The 26,062-nt window shown below is 70.5% G+C and carries 27 protein-coding genes; 11 read left to right on the top strand and 16 right to left on the bottom strand.

All coding sequences use genetic code 11. From position 1 onward, the window contains the following. Nucleotides 1–123: 123 nt before the first annotated feature. The 7 genes from HXX10_RS09905 to HXX10_RS09875 form a co-directional block, all read right to left on the bottom strand. Complete coding sequence (locus tag HXX10_RS09905) at nt 124–1,341, bottom strand: divergent polysaccharide deacetylase family protein (RefSeq protein WP_296522010.1); 1,218 nt, start codon at nt 1,339–1,341, stop codon at nt 124–126. 186 nt (nt 1,342–1,527) lie between these two features. Further along, nucleotides 1,528–2,868 (bottom strand): S41 family peptidase, encoded by a 1,341-nt coding sequence (locus tag HXX10_RS09900; RefSeq protein ID WP_296522009.1) that lies wholly within the window; start codon nt 2,866–2,868, stop codon nt 1,528–1,530. Beyond that, nucleotides 2,865–4,208: a peptidoglycan DD-metalloendopeptidase family protein gene (locus tag HXX10_RS09895; protein WP_296522008.1), complete on the bottom strand. Its 1,344-nt coding sequence runs from the start codon at nt 4,206–4,208 to the stop codon at nt 2,865–2,867. Before HXX10_RS09895 ends, HXX10_RS09900 begins: the two co-directional genes overlap by 4 nt. A gap of 131 nt (nt 4,209–4,339) precedes the next feature. Further along, nucleotides 4,340–4,822: a 23S rRNA (pseudouridine(1915)-N(3))-methyltransferase RlmH gene (gene rlmH, locus HXX10_RS09890; RefSeq protein ID WP_296522007.1), complete on the bottom strand. Its 483-nt coding sequence runs from the start codon at nt 4,820–4,822 to the stop codon at nt 4,340–4,342. A 16-nt stretch (nt 4,823–4,838) separates the two neighbouring features. Further along, entirely contained in the window at nt 4,839–5,243 is a 405-nt protein-coding gene (gene rsfS / locus HXX10_RS09885) for a ribosome silencing factor (protein ID WP_296522006.1), read from the bottom strand. 122 nt (nt 5,244–5,365) lie between these two features. Next, nucleotides 5,366–6,190 carry a nicotinate-nucleotide adenylyltransferase gene (locus HXX10_RS09880; protein ID WP_367141954.1) on the bottom strand — a complete coding sequence of 275 codons (825 nt, stop codon included), beginning with the start codon at nt 6,188–6,190 and terminating at the stop codon, nt 5,366–5,368. A 61-nt stretch (nt 6,191–6,251) separates the two neighbouring features. Beyond that, on the bottom strand, nt 6,252–7,544 hold the full coding sequence (locus HXX10_RS09875; protein ID WP_296522005.1) for a glutamate-5-semialdehyde dehydrogenase: 1,293 nt from the start codon (nt 7,542–7,544) through the stop codon (nt 6,252–6,254). A 184-nt stretch (nt 7,545–7,728) separates the two neighbouring features. Here HXX10_RS09875 and HXX10_RS09870 point away from each other — a divergent pair, with 184 nt between their 5' ends. The 3 genes from HXX10_RS09870 (at nt 7,729) to HXX10_RS09860 (ending at nt 9,593) form a co-directional block, all read left to right on the top strand. Continuing rightward, nucleotides 7,729–7,953 (top strand): hypothetical protein, encoded by a 225-nt coding sequence (locus tag HXX10_RS09870; protein WP_296522004.1) that lies wholly within the window; start codon nt 7,729–7,731, stop codon nt 7,951–7,953. A 132-nt stretch (nt 7,954–8,085) separates the two neighbouring features. Beyond that, nucleotides 8,086–9,072: a hypothetical protein gene (locus HXX10_RS09865; protein ID WP_296522003.1), complete on the top strand. Its 987-nt coding sequence runs from the start codon at nt 8,086–8,088 to the stop codon at nt 9,070–9,072. 29 nt (nt 9,073–9,101) lie between these two features. Next, nucleotides 9,102–9,593 (top strand): GNAT family N-acetyltransferase, encoded by a 492-nt coding sequence (locus tag HXX10_RS09860; protein ID WP_296522002.1) that lies wholly within the window; start codon nt 9,102–9,104, stop codon nt 9,591–9,593. Between the two features lie 55 nt (nt 9,594–9,648). On the opposite strand, the gene grpE is transcribed toward HXX10_RS09860, so the two are convergent. Together grpE and hrcA are read right to left on the bottom strand one after the other, a co-directional pair. Then, entirely contained in the window at nt 9,649–10,323 is a 675-nt protein-coding gene (gene grpE, locus HXX10_RS09855; RefSeq protein ID WP_296522001.1) for a nucleotide exchange factor GrpE, read from the bottom strand. A 125-nt stretch (nt 10,324–10,448) separates the two neighbouring features. Next, entirely contained in the window at nt 10,449–11,522 is a 1,074-nt protein-coding gene (gene hrcA / locus HXX10_RS09850; protein WP_296522000.1) for a heat-inducible transcriptional repressor HrcA, read from the bottom strand. A 198-nt stretch (nt 11,523–11,720) separates the two neighbouring features. On the opposite strand from hrcA, the gene rph reads away from it, so the two are divergent. Genes rph through hemW form a run of 3 tightly spaced genes read left to right on the top strand, consistent with a single transcriptional unit; the run spans nt 11,721 to nt 14,258 of the window. Next, nucleotides 11,721–12,437, top strand: a complete 717-nt coding sequence (gene rph, locus HXX10_RS09845; protein ID WP_296521999.1) for a ribonuclease PH — start codon at nt 11,721–11,723, stop codon at nt 12,435–12,437. Continuing rightward, a complete protein-coding gene (gene rdgB, locus HXX10_RS09840) occupies nt 12,434–13,081 on the top strand; it encodes an RdgB/HAM1 family non-canonical purine NTP pyrophosphatase (protein ID WP_296521998.1) in 648 nt (215 codons plus the stop codon). The genes rph and rdgB overlap by 4 nt, the downstream gene beginning before the upstream one ends. Next, entirely contained in the window at nt 13,068–14,258 is a 1,191-nt protein-coding gene (gene hemW / locus HXX10_RS09835) for a radical SAM family heme chaperone HemW (RefSeq protein ID WP_296521997.1), read from the top strand. Before rdgB ends, hemW begins: the two co-directional genes overlap by 14 nt. 109 nt (nt 14,259–14,367) lie before the next feature. Here hemW and HXX10_RS09830 read toward each other — a convergent pair whose 3' ends face one another. The 5 genes from HXX10_RS09830 to HXX10_RS09810 all read right to left on the bottom strand — a co-directional run bounded on the left by HXX10_RS09830 (nt 14,368) and on the right by HXX10_RS09810 (nt 18,145). Continuing rightward, nucleotides 14,368–14,784 (bottom strand): hypothetical protein, encoded by a 417-nt coding sequence (locus HXX10_RS09830; RefSeq protein WP_296521996.1) that lies wholly within the window; start codon nt 14,782–14,784, stop codon nt 14,368–14,370. Between the two features lie 189 nt (nt 14,785–14,973). Next, entirely contained in the window at nt 14,974–15,159 is a 186-nt protein-coding gene (gene rpmF, locus HXX10_RS09825) for a 50S ribosomal protein L32 (RefSeq protein ID WP_111418141.1), read from the bottom strand. A gap of 224 nt (nt 15,160–15,383) precedes the next feature. Further along, nucleotides 15,384–16,298: a 3-keto-5-aminohexanoate cleavage protein gene (locus HXX10_RS09820; RefSeq protein WP_296521995.1), complete on the bottom strand. Its 915-nt coding sequence runs from the start codon at nt 16,296–16,298 to the stop codon at nt 15,384–15,386. Between the two features lie 3 nt (nt 16,299–16,301). Then, complete coding sequence (locus tag HXX10_RS09815; protein ID WP_296521994.1) at nt 16,302–17,285, bottom strand: tripartite tricarboxylate transporter substrate binding protein; 984 nt, start codon at nt 17,283–17,285, stop codon at nt 16,302–16,304. 68 nt (nt 17,286–17,353) lie between these two features. Further along, the gene (locus tag HXX10_RS09810; protein WP_296521993.1) at nt 17,354–18,145 is read right to left on the bottom strand and encodes a cyclase family protein; all 792 of its coding nucleotides are present in this window, start codon (nt 18,143–18,145) and stop codon (nt 17,354–17,356) included. 172 nt (nt 18,146–18,317) lie between these two features. On the opposite strand from HXX10_RS09810, the gene HXX10_RS09805 reads away from it, so the two are divergent. After that, entirely contained in the window at nt 18,318–19,034 is a 717-nt protein-coding gene (locus tag HXX10_RS09805) for a TetR/AcrR family transcriptional regulator (RefSeq protein WP_296521992.1), read from the top strand. Nucleotides 19,035–19,053: 19 nt separating this feature from the next. Here HXX10_RS09805 and mtgA read toward each other — a convergent pair whose 3' ends face one another. Next, nucleotides 19,054–19,758, bottom strand: a complete 705-nt coding sequence (mtgA, locus tag HXX10_RS09800) for a monofunctional biosynthetic peptidoglycan transglycosylase (RefSeq protein WP_296521991.1) — start codon at nt 19,756–19,758, stop codon at nt 19,054–19,056. A 220-nt stretch (nt 19,759–19,978) separates the two neighbouring features. Here mtgA and HXX10_RS09795 point away from each other — a divergent pair, with 220 nt between their 5' ends. The 3 genes from HXX10_RS09795 (at nt 19,979) to HXX10_RS09785 (ending at nt 23,073) form a co-directional block, all read left to right on the top strand. Further along, a complete protein-coding gene (locus HXX10_RS09795) occupies nt 19,979–21,586 on the top strand; it encodes a Na+/H+ antiporter (protein WP_296521990.1) in 1,608 nt (535 codons plus the stop codon). Between the two features lie 105 nt (nt 21,587–21,691). After that, nucleotides 21,692–22,675 (top strand): c-type cytochrome, encoded by a 984-nt coding sequence (locus HXX10_RS09790; RefSeq protein WP_296521989.1) that lies wholly within the window; start codon nt 21,692–21,694, stop codon nt 22,673–22,675. A 215-nt stretch (nt 22,676–22,890) separates the two neighbouring features. Then, on the top strand, nt 22,891–23,073 hold the full coding sequence (locus tag HXX10_RS09785) for a hypothetical protein (RefSeq protein ID WP_296521988.1): 183 nt from the start codon (nt 22,891–22,893) through the stop codon (nt 23,071–23,073). A 29-nt stretch (nt 23,074–23,102) separates the two neighbouring features. Here HXX10_RS09785 and gshB read toward each other — a convergent pair whose 3' ends face one another. After that, nucleotides 23,103–24,047 (bottom strand): glutathione synthase, encoded by a 945-nt coding sequence (gshB, locus tag HXX10_RS09780; protein WP_296521987.1) that lies wholly within the window; start codon nt 24,045–24,047, stop codon nt 23,103–23,105. Nucleotides 24,048–24,141: 94 nt separating this feature from the next. Here gshB and HXX10_RS09775 point away from each other — a divergent pair, with 94 nt between their 5' ends. Further along, a complete protein-coding gene (locus HXX10_RS09775; protein WP_296521986.1) occupies nt 24,142–25,854 on the top strand; it encodes a methyl-accepting chemotaxis protein in 1,713 nt (570 codons plus the stop codon). Nucleotides 25,855–26,062 lie beyond the last annotated feature (208 nt).

Genomic DNA, 26,062 nt, shown 5'->3' with positions numbered 1-26,062 from the left:
CGTCATCGCCGGGCTCGACCCGGCGATCCATCCCTTCGAAAGAAGAGCATTTTCCGCAGCTTGATGGATTGCCGGGTCGAGCCCGGCAATGACGGAGAATGGCGAGGACAGGAAAGACGGGTATCAGCTCGCCTTGGCCTTGGCCGCGATCGCCGTGATCGGCACCAGCACGATGCCGCGGCCCTCCGCCTGCTTGGCCCACTGGGCGAGGCGCTCGATCGACAGCGGCAGGGCGCGGGCGATGCCGACGGCGCTGCCGGACTCGCGCGCCACAGCCTCCAGCTTGGCCAGCGCCCGGTCGAGCTCGGCGTTGGAGGGCACCGCGTCGAGCACCACGGCGGCCTTGGCGAAGGGCAGGTTGTTGGCGCCGGCGAACTGGCCGGCGAGGCTGCGCGGCGAGGAGCCGTCGTCGACATAGACGAGGCCGCGCTTGGCCACCTCGCGCAGCACCGGGCCGATCGCCGTCTCGGTCGAGGTGAAGCGGCCGCCCATGTAGTTGACGATCCCGACATAGCCCTGGAAGCGGCTCATCGCCCACTGCATGCGGTCGATGTTCTGCTCGGGCGTCAGAGAGGTCAGCAGGGTCTGCGGGCCGGGGTCGTTGTCGGGATACTCGAACGGCTCCATCGGGAGCTGCAGCAGCACCTCGTGGCCTTCGCCGCGGGCCTTCGCCACCAGCTTGTCCACCTCGTTTCCGTAAGGCACGAACGCGAAGGTGACGACGCCCGGCAGCTTCTTCATCGCGTCGGCCGTGGCGGTCGCGCTCACCCCGAGGCCGCCGATCACCAGGGCGACCCGGGCGGTGGCGCCGTCGCTGAGGGGCGGCGGCTTGCGGGCATAGACAACCGAGGGACGCCCGCCGTTGAGGCCGATGCGCGGCACGTGGCCGTGGCGGGTCGCCTCCAGCAGGCTCTGCTCGACCGCGGCGAGCTTGACCTCGCCGCCGGCCGCGCCGCCCGCGGCGGGAAGCGTGACCTCCTGCCGCTTGCCGGTCGAGCCGTCGATGATCGTGATGGTCTGGCCGCCCGCGGCCGGGCCGGCCGGTGCCGGGGTAGCGGCGGCTGCCTCGACCTTGGGCGCGGCCGGTGCCTCCGCCCCGGACGGAGCGGGCGCCGGCGCGGCGCCGCCCGCAGGTCCGCCCGCGGCCGGGAGCGCGGCCGGCAGCTTCACCACCACGACCGGCTCGCCGCCGAGCGGATCGTCGACCACGAAGGCCCAGCCCACGAAGGTGACGAGGCACAGCACCAGCAGGGCCGCGATCGGCATGCCGATCGGGATATGGCGCCGCTTGCGCCCGGGCTCCGTCACGCCGAGCGGCTTTTCCAGGTCGTCGCCGGCCACCGAGGACTCCTCGCGAATCACGCCGCGAATCTAGCACACGCGATTCGCGCCGGTGGCTCCGCGACGCACTCCGTCACGTGTTGGAAACACGGATGCGGTCGGCGCCGGGTCAAACCGAATGGGCCCTAAAACGAAAGGGGCGGCCCTGCGGCCGCCCCTTCGAGCTCGGTTGGGCGCGCGCGCCGTTCAGTTCGGCACGGAGGCGGCCTTGGCGCTCGGCGGGAAGGCGGCGTTCACCTGGGTGCCGCGCATCAGCTCGAGGGCGAGGTTGAGGGCCTTGTCGTCCTTGGCCTCCGGCGGCACGTAGGACTGCGACCCGGCCTGCTCCTCGCCGTCCGCCTTGAGATGGCCGCGCAGCGAGGACTCGCCGCGCATCTCGGCGCGCGACTTCACCTCCTCGGGTACCTCCTGCAGGACCTCGATGTCCGGCACGATCCCCTTGGCCTGGATCGACCGGCCGGCCGGCGTGTAGTAGCGGGCCGTGGTCAGCCGCAGCGCGCCGTTGCCGGCGCCGAGCGGGATGATGGTCTGCACCGAGCCCTTGCCGAACGAGCGCGTGCCGACCAGGGTCGCGCGCTTGTGGTCCTGCAGGGCGCCGGCGACGATCTCGGAGGCCGAGGCCGAGCCGCCGTTGACCAGCACGATCACGGGCTTGCCCTTGGTCAGGTCGCCCGGGCGGGCGTTGAAGCGCTGGGTCTCGTCGGGATCGCGGCCGCGGGTCGAGACGATCTCGCCGCGGTCCAGGAAGGTGTCGGAGACCGAGATCGCCTGGTCGAGCAGGCCGCCCGGATTGTTGCGCAGGTCGATGACGAAGCCGCGCAGCTTCTCGGGCGGGATCTGCGCCGTGATGTCGCCGATCGCCTTCTTGAGGCCCTCGGTGGTCTGCTCGTTGAACTGGGTGACGCGGATGTAGCCGACGTCGGTGCCCTCGATCCGGCTGCGCACCGAGCGCACCCGGATGATGTCGCGCGTGATGGCGATCTCGATCGGCTTGTCGGCGCCCTTGCGCATCACCTTCAGATTGATCTTGGTGTTCACGGGGCCACGCATCTTCTCGACCGCCTGGTTCAGGGTCATGCCCTGCACGGCCTCGCCGTCGAGATGCGTGATCACGTCGTTGGCGCGGATGCCCGCCTTGGCGGCCGGCGTGTCGTCGATCGGCGCCACCACCTTGACCAGCCCGTCCTCCATGGTGACCTCGATGCCGAGCCCGCCGAACTCGCCGCGGGTCTGCACCTGCATGTCGCGGAAGCTCTTCGGATCCATGTAGCTCGAATGCGGATCGAGCCCGTTGAGCATGCCGTTGATGGCCGACTCGACGAGCTTCGAATCGTCGGGCTTCTCGACATAGTGCGAGCGCACGCGCTCGAAGATGTCGCCGAACAGATTGAGCTGGCGATAGGTGTCGGTCGACGCGGCCTTGGCGCTGGACCACAGGAGCCCGGTGGTCGGCGGCTGGATCGCGAACACCGTCAGGGCGGCGCCGGCCGCGGCCCCGAGGAGAACCAGTGAAGTCTTTCGCATCATCCGCGGACCTTCTCGCTATCGTTGGTTGCCCACCATGGGGATGGATCGACGGGGAGGCCGTCTTTCCGGAATTCCACATAGAGAATCGGTTGTGCGGCACCGGCGGCGGCGGTGCTTGCCGTGGCCGGGCCGCTCGTTCCCATCGTCCCTACGGGCTCTCCGGTCAGGACGAATTGGCCGAGGTCGACCGTGATCCGTTCCATGCCCGCCAGCAGCACATGATATCCGCCGCCGGCGTTGAGGATCAAGAGCTGGCCGTAGGAGCGGTAAGGGGCGGCATAGACGACCCAGCCGTCGCACGGCGCCGTCACCTGCGCGCCCGCGCGGGCGGTAATCGACAACCCCTTCTCGGTCCCGCCATGCGTGTCCGAGGCGCCGAACTCGCGCAGTCGCGCGCCGTTCACCGGCAGCGGCAGCAGGCCCTTGGCAGAGGCGAAGGCCACGCCCGGCGCGAGCCGGCCGGGATCCTTCAGGGCGGCGAGGTCGCGGCGCGGCTCGGCCGGCTGGCGGTCGGCCTGGCGGTCGGCCTGGGTGCGCGCGGCGCGGGCGGCCGAATCGAGATTCTGCTCGAGCCGGGCGATCAGATCCTTGAGATTGTCGGCCTGGAGGGCGAGCTGCATGGCGCGGCGGCGCGCCCCGTCGAGCTCCTTCTCGACCTCGCCGAGACGGCGCTGGCGCTCCTCGACCAGAAGACCGAGACGGGTGCGCTCCTCCGACAGGACGGCCAGGTCGTTGGCCCGCTTGGCGTGCTCGGCGGCGCTCTCGCGGCGCACCCGCACGAGGTCGGCGAGGTCGGTGGCGAGCGCCTCCGCCTCGCTGCGCAGCTCCGGCAGCACGGCGCCGAGCAGGATCGCGGTGCGGACCGACCTCAGCGCGTCGTCGGGCGACACCAGCAGGGCCGGCGGCGGCCGTCGGCCGAGCCGCTGCAGGGCGGCCAGCACCTGCGCGATGATGGCGCGGCGCCCCTCCAGCGAGCCGTTGATGCCGTGCTCGGTGCTCTCCAGGAGGTCGAGCCGCGACTCGATGGCGGCGATCGCCTGCTCGGCCCCGCGCACCCGCGCGGCGGTGTCGATCATGGTCTGGTTGAGCTTGCGGCGGTCCTCGCCGAGCCGGTCGATCTCGGCGCGCAGCGCCTTCTCGGTGTCGACCGCGCGCTTCTGCTCGGCCTTGATGGACTCGAGCTCCTGGTCGCGCTGGCGGATGCTGTCGAGCGTCGCCGGGCCGCGCGGTGCGCGCTCCGATTGGGCACGCCCGGGCACCGCCGGCACCGCCACGCAGGCGAATGCCAACGCCAGCGCGAGCGCGGCATGCGCGGGTCGGAGGGCGTGGCTCGGCGTCATCGGTTGCGCGGTCGGGCCTGAATCGCGGAACTTGGGAACGGCACGCTCGTAGCGGCCGATTGGGGCGGCTTCGCGTCCCTGCGGGCGGGCGAAGATGAATTGGAGTCCATGATTCCGGCTCGCAATCCGCCTCAGCCGCGGTGGTAGGGGTGGCCGGACAGGATCGTCGCCGCCCGGTAGAGCTGCTCCAGCAGCATCACGCGGACGAGCTGGTGCGGCCAGGTGGCGGCGCCGAACGACAGCGTCACGTCGGCGCGGCGCCTGATCTCGGGTCCGAGCCCGTCGGCGCCGCCGATCGCGAACACGGCGGCCTCGCGGCCCGAATCGCGCCAGGCGCGGATTTCGCCCGCGATGGTGCCGCTGTCGAGATTGTCGCCGCGCTCGTCGAGCACCACGGTGGCGGCGCCGTCCGGGATCACATTGGCGAGTGCGATCGCCTCCTCGAGGCGGCGGCGCTCCACCTCCTGGGCGCGGCTGTCGCGAATCTCGATCACCTCGACGCCGCGCAGGCCGATCGCCCGCCCGGCCTTCTCCAGGCGGTCGAGATAGCGGTCGGCGAGCTCGCGCTCGGCCCCGGCTTTCATGCGGCCGACGGCGGCGACGACGAGCCGCATGGTCGCTCCGCTGGGCTCAGCTCGCGCGGCGCGTGCCCGTGTCCCGCCCGGCCCACATCTTCTCGAGAGCGTAGAAGCTGCGGACTTCGGGCCGGAACACGTGGACGACCACGTCGCCGGCGTCGATCAGAACCCAGTCGCAATGCGGCATGCCCTCGACGCGGGCCCTCAGCCCGGCCTTGTGCAGGTCCTCGATCACCCGGTCGGCGATCGAGCCGACATGGCGGCTCGAGCGGCCGCTGGCGATCACCATGGTGTCGGCGATCGTCGACTTGTCGCGGAGGTCGATGGTGGTGGTGTCCTCGGCCTTCATGTCGTCGAGGCGTGTGAGGACCAGACGGAGAGTCTCGTCGGCATCGGGTCGCGGCTTTGACGCCGAAGCGGAAGCCGCCGGAGCGGAGGATACCGAACGGGAGACCACGGCGGGCTTTCGTTGAGCGCTCGCCCGCGGGCGCACAGATGTCGTCAGGGGACCTTCCTTCAAGCAAGACCCGGGCCCGTTGCCCGGGAGACTCACAAGATAGGTGGTCGGGGTAAACGGTTTCAACCTCCCCCGGTGCCCTGCCGGCGGTTTCTTTCGGACTCGGGCGGCCGGGCCACAATCGGCGCGTCGGGTCCGACGGACGCCGTCTCGGCGGTCGCCTCGGCGCTGCCGTTGCCGCCCGATGCGGCCTCGCTCCGCCGCGCAGCGGCGATCTCGGCCGCCGTCGGCCGGCGCCTGGCCCGCAACTGGGTCGAGGACAGCGGCGATTTCAGCCCGTGCAGGAAGGCCCAGGCGGGCGGCCGCAGCATCGGCAGACGCACCGCGTTCTCCTCGCGCACGCGGGCGAAGGCGAGCGCCTGCCCGGCAACGCCGGCGCTGGCATAGAGGCTGGGGCCGAGCCGGTCGACCACCACGATCGGCACCAGCGACGCGATGCCGCGCCAATTGTTCCAGCGGTGGAAGCTGCGCAGATTGTCGGCGCCCATGATCCAGACGAAGCGCACGCCGTGGCAGCGCGTCACCAGGTATTTGACGGTGTCGTAGGTGTAGCGCACCCCGACGGCGGCCTCGAAGCCGGTCACGTCGATGCGGGGATGGTGGGCGAGCGCGCGGGCGGCGGCGATCCGCTCGGCCAGCGGCGCGAGGCCGGCCGTGTTCTTGAGCGGGTTGCCGGGCGTCACCAGCCACCACACCCGGTCGAGCTGCAGGCGCCGCATGGCCAGCAGGCAGGCGGCCAGATGCGCCTCGTGGGGCGGATCGAAGGTGCCGCCGAACAGGCCGACCCGCATGCCGGGCGCGTAGGGCGGAACACGGTAGTCGCGGCCGTTGAGCGCCGCGTCATCCCGTGCCGGGATGGGCCGGGGCGATTGGTACGCCATGGGCATGGAATTCGACGATCCCTCCGGCTCCGCGCGCCCCCTCCCGGCCGGGAGGATCAGTCGGACCCTATGGACGGGTCTGTCCCGAGCCGCGGATGCGGTACTTGAATGTGGTGAGCTGCTCGACGCCGACCGGGCCGCGGGCGTGCAGCCGGCCGGTGGCGATGCCGATTTCCGCCCCGAACCCGAACTCGCCGCCGTCGGCGAACTGGGTCGAGGCATTGTGCAGGACGATGGCGGAGTCGACCTCGGCGAGGAATTTTTCGGCCGCGGCGCCGTCGTTGGTGACAATCGCGTCGGTGTGGTGCGAGCCGTAGTGCTCGATGTGGTGGATGGCGTCGGCGACGCCGTCCACCACCTTCACGGCGATGACGGCGTCGAGATACTCGGTGAACCAGTCTTCCTCGACGGCCGCGGTCACGCGCGGATCGACCGCGCGGGCGGCGGCGTCGCCCCGCACGGCGCAGCCGGCGTCGAGCAGCATGCCGACGAGAGGCGCCAGATGGGTCGGCGCCGCGGCGCGGTCGACCAGCAGGGTCTCGGCGGCGCCGCAGACGCCGGTGCGCCGCATCTTGGCATTGAGGACGATGCTCTTGGCCATCGCGAGGTCGGCCGCCGCGTCGACATAGACATGGCAGTTGCCGTCGAGATGGGCGAACACCGGCACCCGCGCCTCGGCCTGGACGCGGGCGACCAGCTCCTTGCCGCCGCGTGGCACCAGCACGTCGAGATTGCCGTCGAGGCCCGCCAGCATCATGCCGACGGCCGCGCGGTCGCGGGTGGGGACGAGCTGGATCGCATCCTCGGGCAGGTCGGCGGCGTGCAGCCCCTCGACCAGCGCCCTGTGGATGGCGCGCGAAGAGCGGAAGCCGTCGGAGCCGCCGCGAAGGATCACGGCATTGCCGGCCTTCAGGCACAGCGCGCCGGCGTCGGCCGTGACGTTCGGCCGGCTCTCGTAGATCACGCCGATGACGCCGAGCGGCACCCGCACGCGCTCGATCCGCATGCCGTTCGGCCGCGTCCAGGCGTCGATCGCGACGCCGACCGGATCTTGCAGGCCGGCGACCACGGCGATGCCGTCCGCCATGGCGCCGATGCGCTTGTCGTCGAGCCGCAGCCGGTCGATCAGCGCGGCGGTGGCGCCGCGGCTGCGCGCCTCGGTCACGTCCTCGGCATTGGCGGCGAGAATGTCGTGGGCGGCTGCGCGCACCGACTCGGCCATCGCGCCGAGCGCCTCGGTCTTGTCGGTGGCGGCGGACCGGGCGATGACGCGCGCGGCCGCGCGGGCCCGCCGGCCGATGTCGCCCATCTGGGCGGCGAGATCCGGAGCCTTGATGCTGGTCGTCAGGGTGGCGCTCATGGCCGACATGCCCTTGTCATCACGCCTTCCTAGCATGTCGACAGGCCGGCTGCGAAGCCGCCGTCGATCTGTCTGCCGCGGGGCAGATTGGCGTTTCGGGCGCATCGGCCTCTGCCCGGCCGCCGCGCCCGTGGTCCACCGGCCCGTTCGCGGCCGCCCGGAAGACTGCTCCTGGAGCTTTGCCATGACCCCCAAGCAGCGACTGCCCCGCCGATTTCCGGTCGGGACCCGTCTGGTGATCGAGGGCGAGCCGGACCGCCATGGCGCGCTGCGTGTCGTGTCCCGCTATGTGGTGATGCCGAACGGCCGCCGCTACGACCTCATGCCGCAGGAGACCGCGCCGCAGGGCACGCTGCCGCCTGCCGCGGGCGGCGTGCGCCGATCCCGCCGCGGCGCTGCGCCGGCCTGAGGGCTGGTCCGCCGGACAGCGAGCGGGGCGCAGATCTGCGTCGACGGCCCGTCTGCCCGAACCGCGCCGCATTGGGCTGACATCAGTCCTCGACCCGGACGGCCGAGCCGATCGGGGCGCGAGGACATGTCGATGGTTCGAAAGCTTCGTCCGTTTGCCTGCGGCCGCGTGCTGGCCGGCCTGACCCTGGTCACGGCGCTGGCGGCCGCCGCCCTGGTCGTCCCGGCCCGGGCGGCCGACCCGGTCTATCCGATCGGCCAGAGGATCGGGCTGTCGCCGGCGCCCGGCCTGCAGGCGAGCGAGCGCTTCCCCGGCTTCGAGGACAAGGACACGGGGGCCTCGGTGCTGCTGCTCGAGGTGACGGGCCAGCCCTTCGCCGAGACGGCCAAGCAGATCGCCCGCGACCGCATCAAGAAGCAGGGCATCGCCGAGGACCGCCGCGAGGCTTTCCCGGCCGGCGGCAAGGGCACGCTGGTGGCCGGCCGCCAGGAGGCCGAGGGCAAGGCGGTGCGCAAATGGCTGCTGCTGGCGCCGGCCGGCGAGGGCGCCGCGCTGGTCATCGTCCAGGTCCCCGAGGAGTCCGCCAAGGCCTATCCGGACGCCGCCGTGCGCGACATGCTGGCCTCCTTCGCGGTGCGCACCGAGGTGCCGATCGAGGAGCAGCTCCGCCTGCTGCCGATCCGGCTCGACGACCTCTCGGGCATGCGGCCGATCCGGGTGATCGGCAGCAACGGCGCGCTGCTCACCGACGGACCCAAGGATACGCTCGACGCCGCCGAGCAGCCGCTGCTGCTGGTCACGGTCGGTCGCGGCGGGCCGGAGGAGAACTCGGCCCGCGACACCTTCGCCCGCAACCTTCTGGCCGGCTTCGGCGGCTACAAGGACGTGCGGGTCGTCGGCACCGAGATGCTGCGGCTCGGCGGCGGCGGTGCCCACACCCACCAGGTGATGGCCGAGGGCAAGGACCCCAAGACCGACGCGCCGATCAAGCTGGTGCAATGGGTGCGGTTCGGCTCCGGTGCCTATCTGCGCATCGTCGGCATCGCCCGCGACGACGCCTGGTCGGACGCGCTCCGCCGCTTCCGAGCCGTCCGCGACGGGGTCAACACGCGAGGGTAGGGCACGCGCAAGGCAGGATGCACAGCCCGATGTCCGAGCGAGTCGATGTCCGGGAATATGTCGGGATCGATCGGACCGACGTGATCGAGCTGATCGTTTCGATCCAGCGGGACGAATTCGGCGTTGCCATCACGGCCGCGCAGCAACCCGACCTGTCGGACGTCGAACACTATTACCAGACGGGCAACGGCAATTTCTGGGTGGCGCAGCACGATGGCCGCGTCGTCGGCACGATCGCGCTCAAGGATATCGGCGCGGCCGGGGCCGCCTTGCGCAAGATGTTCGTGTCCCCCGGCTATCGCGGCCGCGACCACGGTACGGCGGGTCGTTTGCTGCGCACCGCCCTCGCCTGGTCCAGGGCCCGGGGGCTGGCGACCATCCATCTCGGCACGACGGCGCAGTTCCTCGCCGCACACCGCTTCTACGAGAAGAACGGCTTCGTCGAAGTGGCGCGATCGCAGCTTCCGCCGTCGTTCCCGGTGATGGACGTCGACACCAAATTCTATCGATATTCGCTTTGAGTCCCGGGGACGCGGGGCTTCTGCCTCAGCACTGGAAGCGCGCGCCGGAACGTCCTTACGACGCTCCCGGTCCGGCTCCGGCTGTCCCGGAAGACTCGGTCCCGGTCGAGGCCGGCGCCGCTGGCGCCGCCTTCGGGCCGCCCTTGGCGACGCCCACCATCGCCGGACGGAGAACGCGGTCGCCGATCATGAAGCCGGACTGCAGCACCTGCACGACCGTGCCGGTCGGTGCCGTCGGATCGGGGATCTCGAACATGGCCTGGTGGACATTGGGGTCGAATTTCTCGCCGACCGGATCGAACCTCTTCACCCCGTTGCGCTCGAAGGCCTTCAAAAGCTCGCGCTCGGTCAGCTCGACGCCGTCGATGAAGGCGACGATCGGGGCGGGCAGGTCCGCTCGGCTCTCCGGCGCGACGGCGGCGAGCGCGCGGCGGAGATTGTCGGCGACCCCCAGCATGTCGCGGCCGAAGCCCGAGATGCCGTAGGCGCGGGCGTCGGCGACCTCGCGCTCGGTGCGCCGGCGCAGGTTCTCCATCTCGGCCAGCGTGCGCAGCAGCCGGTCCTTGTTGTCGGCGGCCTCCTTGGCGAGCGCGGCGACGTCGACCTGCGGCTCCGCCTGCAACGGGCTTGCCGGCGGCGGATCGGCGGGGGCGGTCGTCGGGGGGGCGCTGGGCGCCGCCGCGCTCGTCGCCTCGTAGGCGGCCGCGGCGTCTGCCTTGCTGTCGGTCATGGCGGTCGGTCCATCTCTGACGGGTACGGTTATGAGTTTCGCCCCCGCATATCGGGCTGCGAGGCCGGAAAATCAAGCGTTTCGGCCGGCATATCGGCCCGCCCGCCGCGCCGCCCGGGCGGCGCTCAGCCGCCCAGCAGGCGGCCGACCACCCGGGCCGTGTAGTCGACCATCGGAACGATGCGGGCATAGTTGAGCCGGGTCGGCCCGATCACCCCGATCACCCCGACGATGCGGCCGGCGGCATCATGGTAGGGGGAGACTATGGTCGACGATCCGGACAGCGAGAACAGCTTGTTCTCCGAGCCGATGAAGATGCGCACCCCCTCGGCCGATTCGGCCCGTCCGAGCAGGTCGACGAGGCCGCGCTGGGTCTCCAGCTCGTCGAAGAGCTGGCGCACCCGCTCGAGGTCCTCCAGCGCGTGCAGGTCCTCCAGCAGATGGGCGTGGCCGCGCACGATCAGCCGCCGCTCGTCGCCGTCGCCGCCCGACCAGCTCGCCAGCCCGGCCGTGACGATCCGCTGGGTGAGCTGGTCGAGCTCGGCCCGGCCGGCCGTCAGCGCCCCTTCGAGCGCCGCCTTGGCGTCCAGGATGGTCTGGCCGCGGATGTGGCGGTTGAGGAAATTGGTCGCCTCGACCAGGGCGGAGCTCGGCAGGCCGGGCGGCAGGTCGACGACGCGGTTCTCGACCTGGCCGTCCTCGGAGACCAGCACGACCAGGGCCCGGGTCGGCTCCAGCCGGACGAACTCGATATGCTTGAGGCGGGCATTGGACTTCGTCGTCAGCACCACGCCGGCCGCCCGGGTGAGGCCCGACAGCATGGTCGAGGCCTCGGTCAGCACGCTTTCCATCGACCGGCCGGCGGTCGCCACCTGGGCCTCGATCGAGCGGCGCTCGTCCTCCGGCAGGTCGCCGACCTGCATCAGCGCGTCGACGAAGAAGCGCAGCCCGAACTCGGTCGGCAGCCGGCCCGCCGAGGTGTGCGGGGCGTAGATCAGGCCGGCCTGCTCGAGGTCCTGCATGACGTTGCGCACCGAGGCGGGCGACAGCGTCATCGCGATCATGCGGGACAGATTGCGCGAGCCGACCGGCTCGCCGGTCGCCAGGTAGCTCTCGACGATCCCACGAAAAATCTCGCGGGAGCGCTCGTTGAGTTGCACCAGGCTGGCGCTCGGAGAGATCGGGAAGTCCTGGGACACGGGGTGCGTCTCGCAAAAGGGCCGGGGACAACAGACTTGTCCCTCCGTCCCCCCGAGCGCAAGGCGGCGTCATGCGCCAGGGGGCCTTGCCGCACCGCCCGCAGAGACCTACAAGCGAGCCGCTGATCGTCATGCGCGCGGCGCCCGCCGCCCGCACGGTCCGGCCTTGTCCCCAAAGCCTGTTCGAGGAGTGCCCCGATGCGTCCGAGTCACCGCCAGCCCGACGAGCTGCGTGCCATCTCGCTCGAACGGGCCGTGGTGAAATACGCCGAGGGCTCCTGCTTCGTGAAGTTCGGCGATACCCATGTGCTGGTGACGGCGACCCTGGAAGACCGCCTGCCGCCCTGGCTGAAGGGCCAGGCGCGCGGCTGGGTGACGGCCGAGTACGGCATGCTGCCGCGGGCCACCAGCGAGCGCACCCGCCGCGAATCCTCGGCCGGCAAGCAGACCGGCCGCACCGTCGAGATCCAGCGCCTGATCGGCCGCAGCTTGCGCGCCGTGGTCGATCTCGAGGCGCTCGGCGAGCGGCAGATCACCATCGACTGCGACGTCATCCAGGCCGACGGCGGCACCCGCACGGCCTCGATCACGGGCGCCTGGGTGGCGCTGCACGACTGCCTCGCCTGGATGAAGGCGCGCGACATGCTGCGCGGCGGCGAGGTTTTACGCGATCACGTCGCCGCGGTGTCGTGCGGCGTCCACAACGGCCTCGCCGTGCTCGACCTCGACTATGCCGAGGATTCCACCGCCGACACGGACGCCAATTTCGTCCTCACCGGCAACGGCGGCATCGTCGAGATCCAGGCGACCGCCGAGAAGGTGCCGTTCAGCGAGACCGAGTTCCTGGTCCTCCTGGGGCTCGCCCGCAAGGGCACCGGCCGCCTGATCGAGCTGCAGAAAATGGCCGTGATGTGAGCCCGCACGCGCATCGCCTGCTGACCGGCCGGTTGGTCGTCGCGACCCACAATGCCGGCAAGCTGCGCGAGATGCGCGATCTGCTCGCCCCCTTCGGCGTCGACGCCGTCTCGGCCGGCGAGCTCGGCCTCGCCGAGCCCCCCGAGACCGGCACGACCTTTCGCGAGAACGCTCATATCAAGGCGGCGGCCGCCGCGGCGGCGACCGGGCTGCCCGCCTTCGCCGACGATTCCGGCCTGGTGGTCGATGCGCTGGACGGCGCGCCCGGCATCCATTCGGCCCGCTGGGCCGGCCCGGACAAGGATTTTGCCCGCGCCATGGCCGACATCCACGAGAAGCTCCTGGAGCGCGGCGCGACCGCGCCGGACGCACGCCGGGCGCATTTCGTCTCGGCCCTGTGCGTCGCCTGGCCGGACGGGCACCGCGAGGACTTCGAGGCCCGGGTCGACGGGATCCTGGTGTGGCCGCCGCGTGGACAACTCGGCTTCGGGTATGATCCGATGTTCCTGCCCGACGGGCATTCGCGTACCTTCGGCGAGATGCCGGCGGAGGAGAAGCACGGCCTTCCGCCGCGCGGCCGCGGCCTCTCGCACCGGGCGCGTGCGTTCCTGCAACTCGCGGAGGCGTGCCTTGAGCAGCGCTGACGTGCTCGACCTCGCCGAGACCGAAACCCGCGAGGACACGCCCTTCGGGGTCTATATCCACTGGCCGTTCTGCCTGTCGAAGTGCCCCTATTGCGACTTCAACAGCCATGTCCGGCAAGGCGCGGTCGACCAGAAGCGCTTCGTCCGCGCCTTCGCGGCCGAGATCGCCGCCACGGCGGCGCGGACCGGCTCGCGCACCGTCTCGACCGTCTTCTTCGGGGGCGGCACGCCGTCGCTGATGGGCCCGGACACGGTCGGGGCCGTGCTCGACGCGGTGGCGAAGCACTGGACCGTGGCGCCCGACGCCGAGATCACGCTCGAGGCCAATCCGACCTCGGTCGAGGCGACGCGGTTCCGCGGCTTCCGCAGCGCCGGCGTGAACCGGGTCTCGCTCGGCGTCCAGGCGCTCGACGACGACGCCCTGAGGGCGCTCGGGAGGATGCACACGGCGGCCGAGGCGCTCGCCGCCATCGCGGTCGCCCGCAGCGTGTTCGATCGCTATTCGTTCGACCTGATCTATGCCCGCCCGGGCCAGACGGCCATCGCCTGGCGCGAGGAGCTCGGTCGTGCGCTCGGCGAGGCGGCCGAGCATGTGTCGCTCTACCAGCTCACCATCGAGCCCGACACGCCCTTCGCGGCGCTGGAAACCGCCGGCAAGCTCCATGTGCCGGGCGACAATGCGGCGCGCCATCTGTTCGACGCCACCCAGGAGGTCTGCAGCCTCGCCGGGCTGCCGGCCTACGAGGTGTCGAACCACGCCCGCCCCGGCGCCGAATGCCGGCACAATCTGGTCTACTGGCGTTACGGCGAGTATGCCGGGATCGGCCCGGGCGCGCATGGCCGCCTCGATGTCGCCGGCAAGCGCATCGCCACCGCGACCGAGAAGCGGCCCGAGAAATGGCTGGAGCAGGTCGAGGCCGCCGGCCACGGCCTGGTCGTCGACGAGATCGTGACGCGCCCCGAGCAGGCCGACGAGTTTCTGCTGATGGGGCTGCGCCTCACCGAGGGCATCGACCCGAAACGCTTCCAAAGGATCGCCGGCCGCGCCCTCGATCCGGCCCGCATCGCCGAGCTCCACGCCTACGGCTTCGTCGAGACCACGCCCTCCGGCCGCCTGCGCGTCACCCGCTCCGGCTTTCCCATTCTCGATGCCGTGGTGGCTGATCTCGCGGCGTGAGGGGGCGTCAGGGCCTTGGCGCGCGCTGCGACACGCGCCATCGAGGACGGCCTCGACGCCGCCTGCCCGTTGCCGGAACCGGGCGTACAGCCGGCGATGCCCGTCGGGATCACGCGTCCGAGGCCCGCACCGTCTCGAAGGAGACGTCGCGCTGCGCGGTGCGCAGCGACACCGTGAAGCCGGCGATCACGTCGACGAAGGCGATGGCGAGCAGCAGGAAGAAGGTCGCGGTGGCGGTCTCCTTGACCATCAGGAACTCGACCAGCATGGCGATGAACAGGAGCAGCGACAGCACGTGATCGACGACGCTGCGGCGCGACATCCGGGTCGCCTTGGCGATCTCCAGGAACAGGAAGAAGAGCGCGACGACGATCAGGCCGTCGCCCCAGCTCAGCACGAAGGGTGCCTGCGAGATCATCGTCACCTGCACCATCGGGTCGGTCCACACGAAGCCGCGCAGCAGGAAGGCGACGATGTTGTAGAGCGCGAACGGGACGACGAGCAGCGGAAACCCGAGGATGAACATCGGCAGGTCCTCGAAACGGCAGAGTCTCGAATGCCGCGTCGTTAAAGCACGTCGGCGCCGTCAGTCCAGTGACACCACGGTACTGGACGCACAAAAACGTCCGGCGCGAAAAAACGCCAGACGTCCGCCGCGATCCGGGTCGCGGCCCCGCAGAGGCTCGGACGCGCCGCCGGGCGGCGCGGGCGGGCCTTATTCCTCGGTCTTCTTGGTGAAGATCTGGCGGCCGCGATACATGCCGGTCTTCAGGTCGACATGGTGCGGGCGGCGCAGCTCGCCCGAATCCTTGTCCTCGACATAGGTCGGCGCCTTGATGGCGTCGGCCGAGCGGCGCATGCCGCGACGGGAGGGCGAGGTCTTTCGTTTCGGCACGGCCATGGGTGCGGTCTCCTCGACAGGGGCCGGCTGCGAAGGCGCGCCGAGGCCCGGTTTTCCGGAAGGTCGGGCTTATAGAGCATGCGCTCCGGCCTGGCTAGAGCGGTTTTCGCGGGGCACGGGCGGGCGCCAAGTCCTTGACATGACACGGCCGTCCGCCGGCGACCGATATCGTCCCCGCGGCGGCCCGCGACGCCGTCGCAGGCCGCGCCGCAACCGTTGGGATATCAAGCGGCTGCCCGTGGCAACCCCAGGAGGCGCCTCGCCTCGGCCGGGCTGGCCGGCTCGGCGTCGAGCGCCCGAACAATCCGCACCGCCTTCTCGACCAGCGCCGCATTGCTGGGGGCGAGCACGCCGCGCTCCAGATGGAGATTGTCCTCCAGGCCGACCCGGACATGGCCGCCGAGCAGCAGTGCCTGCGCCACCATCGGGAACTGGGCCGGGCCGATGCCGAAGCCGGTCCAGAAGGTGCCGGCCGGCAGCATGTCCTTCATGAACATCATGGCCTCGGTCGTCGCCGGGGCGCCCCACGGCACGCCGAGGCAGATCTGGAACATGGCCGGCTGGCGCAGCACGCCCTCCTCGATCAGCCGCAGGGCGAGCCGGATATTGCCGCTGTCGAAGCATTCGAGCTCGGGCAGGACGCCGGCGGCGGCGACCGCCTTCCCCATCACCCGCAGATGCGCCGGCGTGTTGACGAAGACGAACTCGCCGAAATTCATCGTGGTGATGTCGAGCGTGCAGATCTCGGGGCGGATCGCCTCGATGTGCCTTACGCGGACTTCCGGCGGCGCCAGCGTCGAGCCTTCGCCGCCGACCTTCGGGTCGGCCTGCGACGGGATGAAGCGCGCCCCGGCTCCGGTCGTGATGTTGAGGACGACGTCGGCGTCGACGGCGCGGATGCGGTCGACCACCTCGCGGTAGAGCGCGAGCTCGGTCGCCGGCTTGCCGGTCGCCGGATCGCGCACATGGATGTGGACGATCGCGGCGCCGGCCCGGGCCGCCTCGACGGCCGAGACGGCGATCTGTTCGGGCGTCACCGGCACGGCCGGGTTCTTGCCGACCGTGTCGCCGCCGCCCGTCAGCGCGCAGGTGACGATGACGGGCCGCTTGCCGGCGCTGCCTTCAGGCGTCTTTGCCATGGTCTATTCGCCCTTCAGTCCCAGCCGCTGGATCAGCTCGCCCTTGAGCTTGTAGTCGGCGACGATGCGGGCGCGGAACTGCTCGCTGTCGAGATACTCGGCCGTCTGGCCGGTGTTGGTGAGGGCGTTGACGACGCTCTCGGACGTGATCGCTGTTGCGCAGGCGCGCTCCAGGCTCGCCTTGACGGAAGCCGGGATTCCCTTCGGCGCGAACAGGCCGTTGAGGCCCTGCGACAGCGAGCGCTCGACGCCGAGCTCCTTGGCGGTCGGCACGTCCGGCAGCGACGGATGGCGCCGCTCCGAGAACACCATCAGGACCCGCACGGTCTGGCCGCGAACCGACGACAGCGCCGGCACCAGGAAATCGATGTCGCTCTTGAGCAGCACCGGCAGGCCGGCGGCATCGCCGCGGAACGGGATGTGCTGGACCTTGAGCTTGAGGGCGTCGGCCATGTTCTCGGCCGACAGATGGCCGATCGAGCCGACGCCCGGGCTGCCATAGGTCAGCTCGGTCGGGCTCGCCTGCGCGGCGGCGACGAAGTCCTTGGCGGTGGCGTATTTGGAGTCGGCCCGCACCACCACGGCGAAGACGTTCTCGAAATACTGGCAGATGTATTCGAACGAATCGGCGTTGTAGGCGACGCCCTTGACCAGATAGGGCGCATTGGTGACCGGGGTCGCCGGACCCGCGGCGAGCATGTGGCCGTCCGGGGTGGCGGCCAGGAGCTGGCGGAAGCCGAGCGTGCCGCCGGCGCCCTCGCGGTTGGTGACGAAGACGTTCTGGCCGAGCTGGCCCGACATCGCCTGCGCCATGGCGCGGGCGACGATGTCGACGCCGCCGCCCGCCGTCCACGGGACGACCAGCTCGATCGGCCGCGACGGCCAGGTCTGCGCCGCCGCCGGCGCGATCGACAGAGTGCATGCGAGCGCGAGAGCCGATCCCAGGCCGCGCCCCAGTCCAGCTCCTCGTCCAAAAATTTGTCTCATGACAGCCCTTCTTCGCGTGACATGACCGTGCATCGACAGGTCGGTGATGCGGGGGAGCGGCCTGCCGATCAGGTGTCGAGGATCGCCACGGCGCGGGTCCAGCCGGCCGAGGCGGCGTGAATCTTCACGGGAAAGCAGGCGACCGTGAAACCGGTCGGCGGCAGCAGCTCGAGATTGTGCAGCTTCTCCAGGTGGCAGTAGCCGATCTCGCGGCCGGCCTTGTGGCCTTCCCAGATGAGCGCGGCGTCGTCGGTGTCGGCGAACCGCTTCGCCGTCGCCGCGAACGGCGCGTCCCACGACCAAGCGTCCGTGCCGGTGATGCGCACGCCGCGCTCGGTGAGGTAGAGGGTCGCGTCGCGGCCGATGCCGCAGCCCGAATCGAGATAGTCGGGCTGGCCGTAGCGGGCGCCGGCCGCGGTGTTGATCAGCACGATCTCGAGCGGCGCCAGTGTGTGGCCGATGCGGGCGAGCTCGGTCTCGACGTCCGCGGGCGTCGCCACATAGCCGTCGGGCAAATGCCGGAAATCGAGCTTCACGCCGGGCTTGAAGCACCACTCCAGCGGGATCTCGTCGATGGTCGCCGAGCGCTCGCCGCCGGCGACCAGCGCATGGTTCATGGTCGGATGAAAATGATACGGCGCGTCGAGATGGGTGCCGTTGTGGGTGGTCAGCTCGATCTTCTCGATGGCCCAGGCGGCGCCGTCCGGCAGCCGCTCGAGCGTTAGGCCCGGGAAGAACGCGCCGATCCGGTCGAAGGTCTGGCCGTGGTCCAGATAGGTGATCTTCGGCCGCGCCATCGGCGGGTCGCTGACCAGCTCGTTGTCGATGCTGATCGAGAGATCGATGATGCGCTGGACCATGGATGCGGACGCGCTCGGGACAGAGGCGGGCAGGCGGTCGACCATTGCGGCCGGCTCGCCCCGAGGATGGGGCGCGCGAACGACACCATGGGCCGGAATTTTTGTCAATCACTTGCTTGAAGCAGATGCTTGAATTATGGCTATCACCTTGGCAGATCGAGACGAGCACGTGGTGGGTACAGCGATTCGAACCGCGATCGGGAGCCGGCGGGCGAGCGCGGCGGGACGCGAGACGCGCGAGCGGATCCTCGATGCCGCCGAACGGCTGTTCGCCGAGAGCGGCTACAGCAATGTCTCGACCCGCCAGATCGCCGACGAGGCGCGCTCCAACATCGCCGCGGCGCATTACCACTTCGGCTCGAAGGAAGGGCTGCTCGAGGCGGTGCTCGGGCGGCGTCTCGACGGCATCAATGCCGAGCGCGAGCGCCTGCTGACGCAGTGCATGCGTGACGCCGGCGGCCGGCCGGCCATCCAGGACGTGCTGGAGGCCTTCATCGGGCCGACCTTGCGGCTGTCGAAGACCGAGGAGGGGCGGCGGTTCAACCTGCTGACCGGCCGCGCCTCGACCGACCCCAATCCCGAGGTCAAGCGGATCCTCTTCCAGGTCTACGATTCGGTCGGGCGCTGCTTTGTCGAGGCGGCCGCGGCGGCCTGCCCGGACCTGTCGAAGGCGGAGCTGTTCTGGCGGCTCACCTGCGTCTACGGCGCCATGATGTATATCCGCGCCGACAACGGCCGGCTGCAGCACCTGTTCGGCCCCGGCTTCACGCTGTCCGACGTCGACGGCGCGCTCAAATACGCGATGCCGTTCCTCACCACCGGCATGCAGGCGCCGCCGAGCGCTGCGGCTGCCCCGGATGCGACGCCGTCCCGGCGCGAGGACGACTGAGACCAGCCGGCGGCCGCGCTCACCGTCGGGTGGCGACGCAACGCGTCAGCACCCGGGTGGCGCGGCGCTCGTACAGCCCGCCGAGCCGGCGCAGCCCGGGGCCGGGATGGGCGGCATTGCGCCGGTGCGGATCGGGCAGCATGGCGGCCATCAGGGCGGCCTGGCCGGCCGTGAGGTCGCGGGCCGAGCGGCCGAAGGCCTTTCGCGCGCCGGCTTCGGCGCCGAACTCGCCGTCCGGGCCCCATTCGGCGATGTTCAGGTAAATCTCCATCAGCCGGCGCTTGCCGAGCACCAGATCGAGCCACAGCGCCAGCGGCGCCTCCAGCGCCTTGCGCACGAAGCTGCGGCCCGGCCACAGAAAGAGATTCTTGGCGAGCTGCTGCGACAGCGTCGAGGCGCCGCGCACATCGCCGAGGTCGCCGTCCGCGACGGCGTCGCGGATTTCCGCCAGATCGATGCCGCGATGGCGGCAGAATTGGCCATCCTCCGAGGCAATCACGGTGACGGGGAGCACCGGCGCGATCTCGGCGAGCGGCACCCATTGTCGCTCGACCCGGGCGCCGGTGAGCCAGCGGCCGAGCATCAGGGTCGAGACCGGATTTCCGATCAGGTAGAACGGGGTGACGACGTACGGGATCAGCAGCAGCACGAGCACCACCACCGCCGCCAGCTTCAGCCAGCCGGCGAGCGTTCTGGATCGGCGAAGGGACGGCCCCGGGCTCATTGCGACGATCTTATACCAGCCTTCACGGGCTTCGCCCCTTCGCGTCATGGCCGGGCTTGACCCGGCCATCCATCAAGCTGCTGAAACTGAGCTGCTTTCCAGAGATGGATACGCGGGTCGAGCCCGCGTATGACGAGTCGGAGCACGGGACGGCCGGCATTTCCGCACGGCGGCGTGCGCCTCCTTGCATGCCGCGGCGAACTCCCTCAGTTTCCCGCGGATGACCGCCATCATTCAGACCCTGCTCCTGTTGCTCGCCGTCCTGGTCGTCGTGGCCGTGCTGGCCCGGCGCCTGAACGTCGCCCCGTCCATCATCCTGGTGATCGCCGGGGTGGCGATCGCCTTCGTGCCCGGCCTGCCGCCGATCGAGCTCGCCCCCGAGTTCGTGCTTCTGGTGGTGCTGCCGCCGCTGATCTATCTGGCCGGCGTCGCCATGAGCTGGCGCGAGTTCCGCTTCAATCTGCGCTCGATCTCGCTCCTGGCCTTCGGCTGCGTGGTGTTCACCACGGTCGCGGTGGCGGCCGGGGCGCACTACATTCTCGGCCTGCCGTGGAGCGTCGGCTTCGTGCTCGGCGCCATCGTGTCGCCGCCCGACGTGGTCGCCCCGCTCGCCTTGGCGCGCCGGCTCGGCCTGCCGCGCCGCATCCTGGTGGTGCTGGAGGGCGAAGGCCTCGCCAACGACGCCACCGCCTTGATCCTCTACCGCTTCGCCGTGGCGGCGGTGAGCACCGGCATGTTCTCGCTGCCGGAGGCGGCCGGCACCTTCGGGGCCATCGTGGTCGGCGAGATCTTCTGGGGCATCGCGGTCGGCTGGATCAGCCTGCGGCTGCGCCATTGGGCGCGCGATCCGCGCGTCGAGATCACGCTGTCGATGATGACGCCCTATCTCTGCTACTGGGTGCCCGAGCATGTCGGCGGCTCCGGCGTGCTGGCGACGGTCGCGGCCGGCCTCTATGTGAGCTGGAACGGCCCGCTGCTGATCTCCTCGGCGACCCGCCTGCAGGGCGTCTTCTTCTGGGACCTGCTCGTCTACCTGATCGAGGGCTTCATCTTCCTGATCACCGGCATGCAGGCCCGCGCCTTGCTCGAGCGCATCCAGTCGCATTCGCCGCGCGAGATCGTGGTCGGCATCCTGGTCACCACGGCGATCTGCGTCGTCGCCCGCTTCGTCTGGGTGTTCCCGGCCATCTATCTGCCGCGCTGGCTGTCCTCGCGGGTGCAGGCGAGCGATCCGGCACCGATCTGGCAACGGCCTTTCATGATCGCCTTCGTCGGGGTGCGCGGCGTGGTGTCGCTCGCCGCCGCGCTGGCGCTGCCTTTCGTGCTGCAGAATGGCCAGCCTTTTCCCTATCGCGACTTCGTCGTCGTCGTCGTGTTCGGCGTCATCGTGATGACGCTGGTCGGGCAGGGCCTGATGATGCCCGTGGTGATGCGCTGGCTCGGCCTCGCCGCGATCGGCACGGCGGAGAGCCGCGTCATCCGCGAGCAGGAACTGCGCGCCCGCCATTCGGCGAGCGAGGTGGCGCAGGCGCGGCTCCTCGAGCTGGAAACCCGCGCCGACGTGAACGAGGACATCTCGGCGCTGCTGGCGGCGCGCAACGAGCAGCGCACCCGGATGGTGCCGCGCGACCTGGAGGGCAGCTTCGAGACCGCTAGGCTGAGTGCCAAGCTGCGGCTGGACCTGATCGAGGCGGAGCGCCAGCATCTCCACAAGCTCGAGCGCGACGGCGAGATCACCGACGAATCGCGCCGCCGGATCGAACGCGAGCTCGACCTCGAGGAGCAGAGCATCGCCTGCAAGGCGGAGGCCTACGAGCCGCCGCTGTGAGGCGCCGCCGCCGCGTCGCGCCGGCGCGCGCCGCACCTTGACGGTTTGGTCACCGGAGCCCGGCACAGTGGCGCTCCCGCTGCGCCCCGAACAGGAGATCCGTCGATGCGCCTTGCGACCGTGGTGCTGTGCCTCTCCGCCGCGGCGGCCGGGCTCGCGCTCGCTCAGCCGGCCGATCCGCCGCGTGGTCCCGATCGCGTGCTCGCGGCGCCGGAGCCCGGCAGCCTGCCCGACGACGAGGCGGGACGGCTGGTGCGGCGCGGGCGCGACCTCGTCACCGCCACCTACGCCCATATCGGGCCGGAGGTCGCCGATCCGCAAAAGCGCTTTGCCGGCAACAATCTCGCCTGCGGCAACTGCCACCTGCAGGCCGGCACCAAGAAGTTCGGCCTGCCGATCTACGGCCTGTTCGAAAGCTTTCCGCAATACAGCGCCCGGGCCGGCGCCGAGATCACCATCGAGGACCGCATCGACGGCTGCATGACCCGCAGCATGAACGGTCGGGCGCTGCCGGCGGAGTCGCCCGAGATGCGCGCCTTCGTCGCCTATGTGCGGTTCCTCTCGATCGGCTATCCGGCCGGCCGGCCGGTCGCCGGGCTCGGCACCGGCGCGATGCCGGAGCTCGACCGCGCCGCCGATCCGGCCCGCGGCCGCACCCTCTACGCCAAGACCTGCCTCGACTGCCACAACACCGACGGGCAGGGGCTGCGGCGCAGCCTGCCGACCACCGATCTCGGCTACATGGTGCCGCCGCTGTGGGGCCCGGACAGCTTCAACGACGGCGCCGGCATGGCGCGGCTGATCACCGCGGCCAACTTCCTGCACTTCAACATGCCGCACGGGACCGACTACCTGAACCCGCAGCTCTCGGCCGAGGACGCCTGGGATCTGGCCGCCTTCATGGTGTCGCAGCCGCGGCCGCACCGCGCCGGCCTCGACAAGGATTTTCCCGACCTCCTCGCCAAGCCCGTCGACACGCCTTACGGGCCCTATGCGGACGGCTTCCCGGAGCAGCAGCACAAATATGGCCCGTTCGCCCCGATCCGGGCCGCGATCGCGCGGCTGAAGGCCGAGAAGCAGCCGCGTTGACTCTCCCGGATGGGTTGCGGGCCGGACTGCCGTCGATGGCAGCCCGGCGAGATTAGTTTGCGCCGACGTCGACCGTTCGGACGAGAACGATCGCGGACCAATTACAACCGGACACGCGTGCGGATTGTAGAAAAAGAACATTTACAGAACATTTAGGATACATTAGGATAACTTCCGTGTCGCGGCTTGCAGCATTCGCGGTTCGGAGGGGAGCGATGATCGACGTCGGTGTGCTTCAGCAGGAGTTGCAGCAGGCGCGCAAGGCGCGTGCCGAGGCGCAGGCGTCGGCCCGCGATATCGAGACCCTGCTGGACAGCGTCCGCGGCTCGCAGCGCGCCTGGTACCGGCTGCCTTTCGGCCGCGAGGCGGCGAAGCCGGATTTGTTCTCGGTCGGCTGAGGGCGGCGGGTCGGGACGGGCGCTGCGTCTCAGCCGCCGCGCTTCCTCTCGATCGTGTCCCAGATCAGCGCCGCGATGTCGGGGCCGCCGAGAGCCTTGATGGCGCGGATGCCGGTCGGCGAGGTGACGTTGATCTCGGTGAGGAAGCCGTCGATCACGTCGATGCCGACGAACAGCAGGCCGCGCACCCGCAGCGCCGGGCCGATCCGCTCGCAGATCTCGCGCTCGCGGGCGGTGAGCTCGGTCGGCTTGGCGGCGCCGCCCCGCACCATGTTGGAGCGCAGGTCGTCGGCCGCCGGCACGCGGTTGACGGCGCCGGCGAACACGCCGTCGACCAGGATGATGCGCTTGTCGCCCTGCGCCACCGCCGGCAGGAACTTCTGAATCACCCACGGCTCCCGGTACGTCACCGAGAACATGTCGTAGAGCGAGCCGAAATTGAGGTCGTTGCGGGTGACGCGGAACACCGCGCCGCCGCCATGGCCGTAGAGCGGCTTCATCACGATGTCGCCGTGCTCGGCCCGGAACGACTGGATTTCCTCGCGGTCGCGGGTGACCAGCGTCGGCGGCATCAGGTCGGGAAATTCGGTGACGAAGATCTTCTCGGGCGCGTTGCGCACATGCGCGGGATCGTTGACCACGAAGGTGCGCGGGTGAACCCGCTCCAAGAGATGGGTCGCCGTGATGTAGGCCAAGTCGAAGGGCGGGTCCTGGCGCATCAGGATCACGTCGAAAGCGCCGAGCGACTCGCGTTTTTCCTCGCCTAAGCTGAAGTGTTGCCCTGGCTCGTCGCGGACCGACAAGGTCGTCACCCGCGCGAATACTTGGCCGTTCAGCAAAATAAGCCTTTCTGGCGTATAATAGGCTAGTCCGAAGCCGCGAGCCTGGGCTTCGAGCAGCAGGGCGAACGTGGAATCGCCCCGAATATTGATCCGCTCGATGGGATCCATCTGCACTGCGACTCGATATTTCATCTCGATGTGCCAGATCTGGGTTGATGAGAACGGATACTTAACGAGGTGTGGCTAAAGTTTAGATAGTTCGCCGAAGCCTTATTGGAGATTGTCCGTGTTGCACGCGATCGCGCGGGTGTCCATCGCCGCCAAGCTCTACGCCATTTTCGTCATCCTCGGTCTCGCGCTCGCGGCGCTCGCCGTCGTCGGCAACCGCAGCGCCTCGCTGCAGTCGCAGCTCGCCGCCGAGATCGAGTCGGCCGCCCGCGGCGCTCGCAATATCGAGCGGATCAACGGGCTGATCTACGCCGTGGTGATGGAATCCCGCGGCGTCTACATGTCGGCCGAGCCGGCCGTGGTGAAGCGCTACGGCGACGGCCTGCTCGCCTTCAACGGCCAGATCGACCGCACCATGCAGGACTGGCGCGGCACCGTGCGGGCCGACGATGCCGCCCAGTTCGATGCCTTCGCCAAGCGGGTCGAGCAGTTCCGCGATTTCCGCCGCGAGCTGGTGCGCCGTGCCGTCGAGGTGTCGTCGGCGGCCGGCCGCGAGTGGGGCGACAACGACGCCAACCGGGCGGTGCGCACGGCGCTCAACAAGGATCTCGAGGAGCTCTCGAAGGTGTATGCGGTCCGGGCCGAACGGGCGCGCGAGCTGGAGGCGCGCACGGCGACCAGCACGATGATCCAGGACGCCATCGCGGGCTTCGCGCTCGCCTTCGCGGCGATCGGCGCCGTGGTGATCTGGCGCGCGGTGGCGCGACCGCTCTCCGCCATCACGCACACCATCGATGCGGTCGCCGAGGATCGCCACACCGGCGAGATCCCCTACGCGGCGCGACAGGACGAGATCGGTTCGCTGGCCCGCGCCGTCGCGGTGTTCGAGACCGCGATGACCCGCAACAAGGAGCTCGGGCTCGCCGTCAAGGCCCAGACCGAGGCCATCGCCGGCCGCACCAGCCGGGTCGAGGAGGCGATCGAGGCGTTCCGCCACTCGGTCGAGCATATCCTGAAGTCGGTCACCTCCGACGCCGCGTCGATGCGCACCGCCGCCGAGACGATCACGGGCATGGCGCAGAGCGCTGCGCAGGAGGCCGGCTCCGCCGCCGGCGCCACCGAGCAGGCCTCGACCAGCATCCAGACCGTCGCGGCCGCCGCCGAGGAGCTGTCGAGCTCGGTCGGCGAGATCGGCCGGCAGGTCGGCCACGCCACCCGCATCGTCGCCGAGGCGAGCGCCAAGACGGACCGCTCGGTCGCCGAGATCCAGGGGCTCGCCACCGCCAGCATCCGCATCGGCGACGTCATGCAGCTCATCCAGGCGATCGCGGCGCAGACCAATCTGCTCGCCCTCAACGCCACCATCGAGGCGGCCCGGGCCGGCGAGGCCGGCAAGGGATTTGCGGTCGTCGCCCAGGAGGTCAAGGCCTTGGCCGGGCAGACCGCCAAGGCGACGGGTGAGATTTCCGAGCAGGTCGGCGCCATCCAGTCGTCGACCCGCAGCGCCGCCGAGGCGGTCGGCGAGATCGGCGCCGCCATGCGGCAGATCAGCGAGGTCACCACCACGATCGCCAGCGCCATCGAGCAGCAGAACGCCGCCTCGCGCGAGATCTCCGGCAGCGCCCAGCTCGCCGCCCGCGGCAATGCCATGCTGGTCGGCAACATCTCGGGCGTCACCGGGGCGATCGAAGAGACCAGCCGCTCGGCCGCCGACGTGCTCGACAAGATCGGCGGCCTCACCCGCGACACCCAGGACCTCGCCCAGGCCGTCGAAGGCTTCTTCACCCGGCTCCGCAGCGAGGGTGCCGGCACAGCCGCCAAGGCGGCGTGACCCGCAAACGCCCGGCTCGGGCGGGGGTTGTCGCGCAACGCCTGTTCTGCGCATGACGGCACAAGCCGGTCCGGTGGGGCCGGCCCCCCGGCGGCCGGCTCGACCGGCGCTGGGTAGCCAGCCCTCGGGAATGGCTGTTAGCCTGCTGCCGCTCGCTGTCCCGTCTCACCCCCGCGCGGCTGTCGCGTCGGCCGCCCCCAGCGGAGAA

The organism is Rhodoplanes sp. (assembly GCF_013377085.1).
Classification (GTDB): domain Bacteria; phylum Pseudomonadota; class Alphaproteobacteria; order Rhizobiales; family Xanthobacteraceae; genus Rhodoplanes.
The sequence above is the reverse complement of the archived record's forward strand: the minus strand, read 5'-3'. Positions and strand labels throughout refer to the sequence as shown.

Bases quoted from the DNA above. Each gene is read 5' to 3' on its own strand.
- HXX10_RS09900 (WP_296522009.1), bottom strand. From the start codon at position 2,868: ATGATGCGAAAGACTTCACTGGTTCTCCTCGGGGCCGCGGCCGGCGCC.
- HXX10_RS09895 (WP_296522008.1), bottom strand. From the start codon at position 4,208: ATGACGCCGAGCCACGCCCTCCGACCCGCGCATGCCGCGCTCGCGCTG.
- rlmH (WP_296522007.1), bottom strand. From the start codon at position 4,822: ATGCGGCTCGTCGTCGCCGCCGTCGGCCGCATGAAAGCCGGGGCCGAG.
- HXX10_RS09880 (WP_367141954.1), bottom strand. From the start codon at position 6,190: ATGCCCATGGCGTACCAATCGCCCCGGCCCATCCCGGCACGGGATGAC.
- HXX10_RS09875 (WP_296522005.1), bottom strand. From the start codon at position 7,544: ATGAGCGCCACCCTGACGACCAGCATCAAGGCTCCGGATCTCGCCGCC.
- HXX10_RS09870 (WP_296522004.1), top strand. From the start codon at position 7,729: ATGACCCCCAAGCAGCGACTGCCCCGCCGATTTCCGGTCGGGACCCGT.
- HXX10_RS09865 (WP_296522003.1), top strand. From the start codon at position 8,086: ATGGTTCGAAAGCTTCGTCCGTTTGCCTGCGGCCGCGTGCTGGCCGGC.
- HXX10_RS09860 (WP_296522002.1), top strand. From the start codon at position 9,102: ATGTCCGAGCGAGTCGATGTCCGGGAATATGTCGGGATCGATCGGACC.
- grpE (WP_296522001.1), bottom strand. From the start codon at position 10,323: ATGACCGACAGCAAGGCAGACGCCGCGGCCGCCTACGAGGCGACGAGC.
- rph (WP_296521999.1), top strand. From the start codon at position 11,721: ATGCGTCCGAGTCACCGCCAGCCCGACGAGCTGCGTGCCATCTCGCTC.
- HXX10_RS09830 (WP_296521996.1), bottom strand. From the start codon at position 14,784: ATGTTCATCCTCGGGTTTCCGCTGCTCGTCGTCCCGTTCGCGCTCTAC.
- rpmF (WP_111418141.1), bottom strand. From the start codon at position 15,159: ATGGCCGTGCCGAAACGAAAGACCTCGCCCTCCCGTCGCGGCATGCGC.
- HXX10_RS09820 (WP_296521995.1), bottom strand. From the start codon at position 16,298: ATGGCAAAGACGCCTGAAGGCAGCGCCGGCAAGCGGCCCGTCATCGTC.
- HXX10_RS09815 (WP_296521994.1), bottom strand. From the start codon at position 17,285: ATGAGACAAATTTTTGGACGAGGAGCTGGACTGGGGCGCGGCCTGGGA.
- HXX10_RS09810 (WP_296521993.1), bottom strand. From the start codon at position 18,145: ATGGTCCAGCGCATCATCGATCTCTCGATCAGCATCGACAACGAGCTG.
- mtgA (WP_296521991.1), bottom strand. From the start codon at position 19,758: ATGAGCCCGGGGCCGTCCCTTCGCCGATCCAGAACGCTCGCCGGCTGG.
- HXX10_RS09795 (WP_296521990.1), top strand. From the start codon at position 19,979: ATGACCGCCATCATTCAGACCCTGCTCCTGTTGCTCGCCGTCCTGGTC.
- HXX10_RS09790 (WP_296521989.1), top strand. From the start codon at position 21,692: ATGCGCCTTGCGACCGTGGTGCTGTGCCTCTCCGCCGCGGCGGCCGGG.
- HXX10_RS09785 (WP_296521988.1), top strand. From the start codon at position 22,891: ATGATCGACGTCGGTGTGCTTCAGCAGGAGTTGCAGCAGGCGCGCAAG.
- gshB (WP_296521987.1), bottom strand. From the start codon at position 24,047: ATGAAATATCGAGTCGCAGTGCAGATGGATCCCATCGAGCGGATCAAT.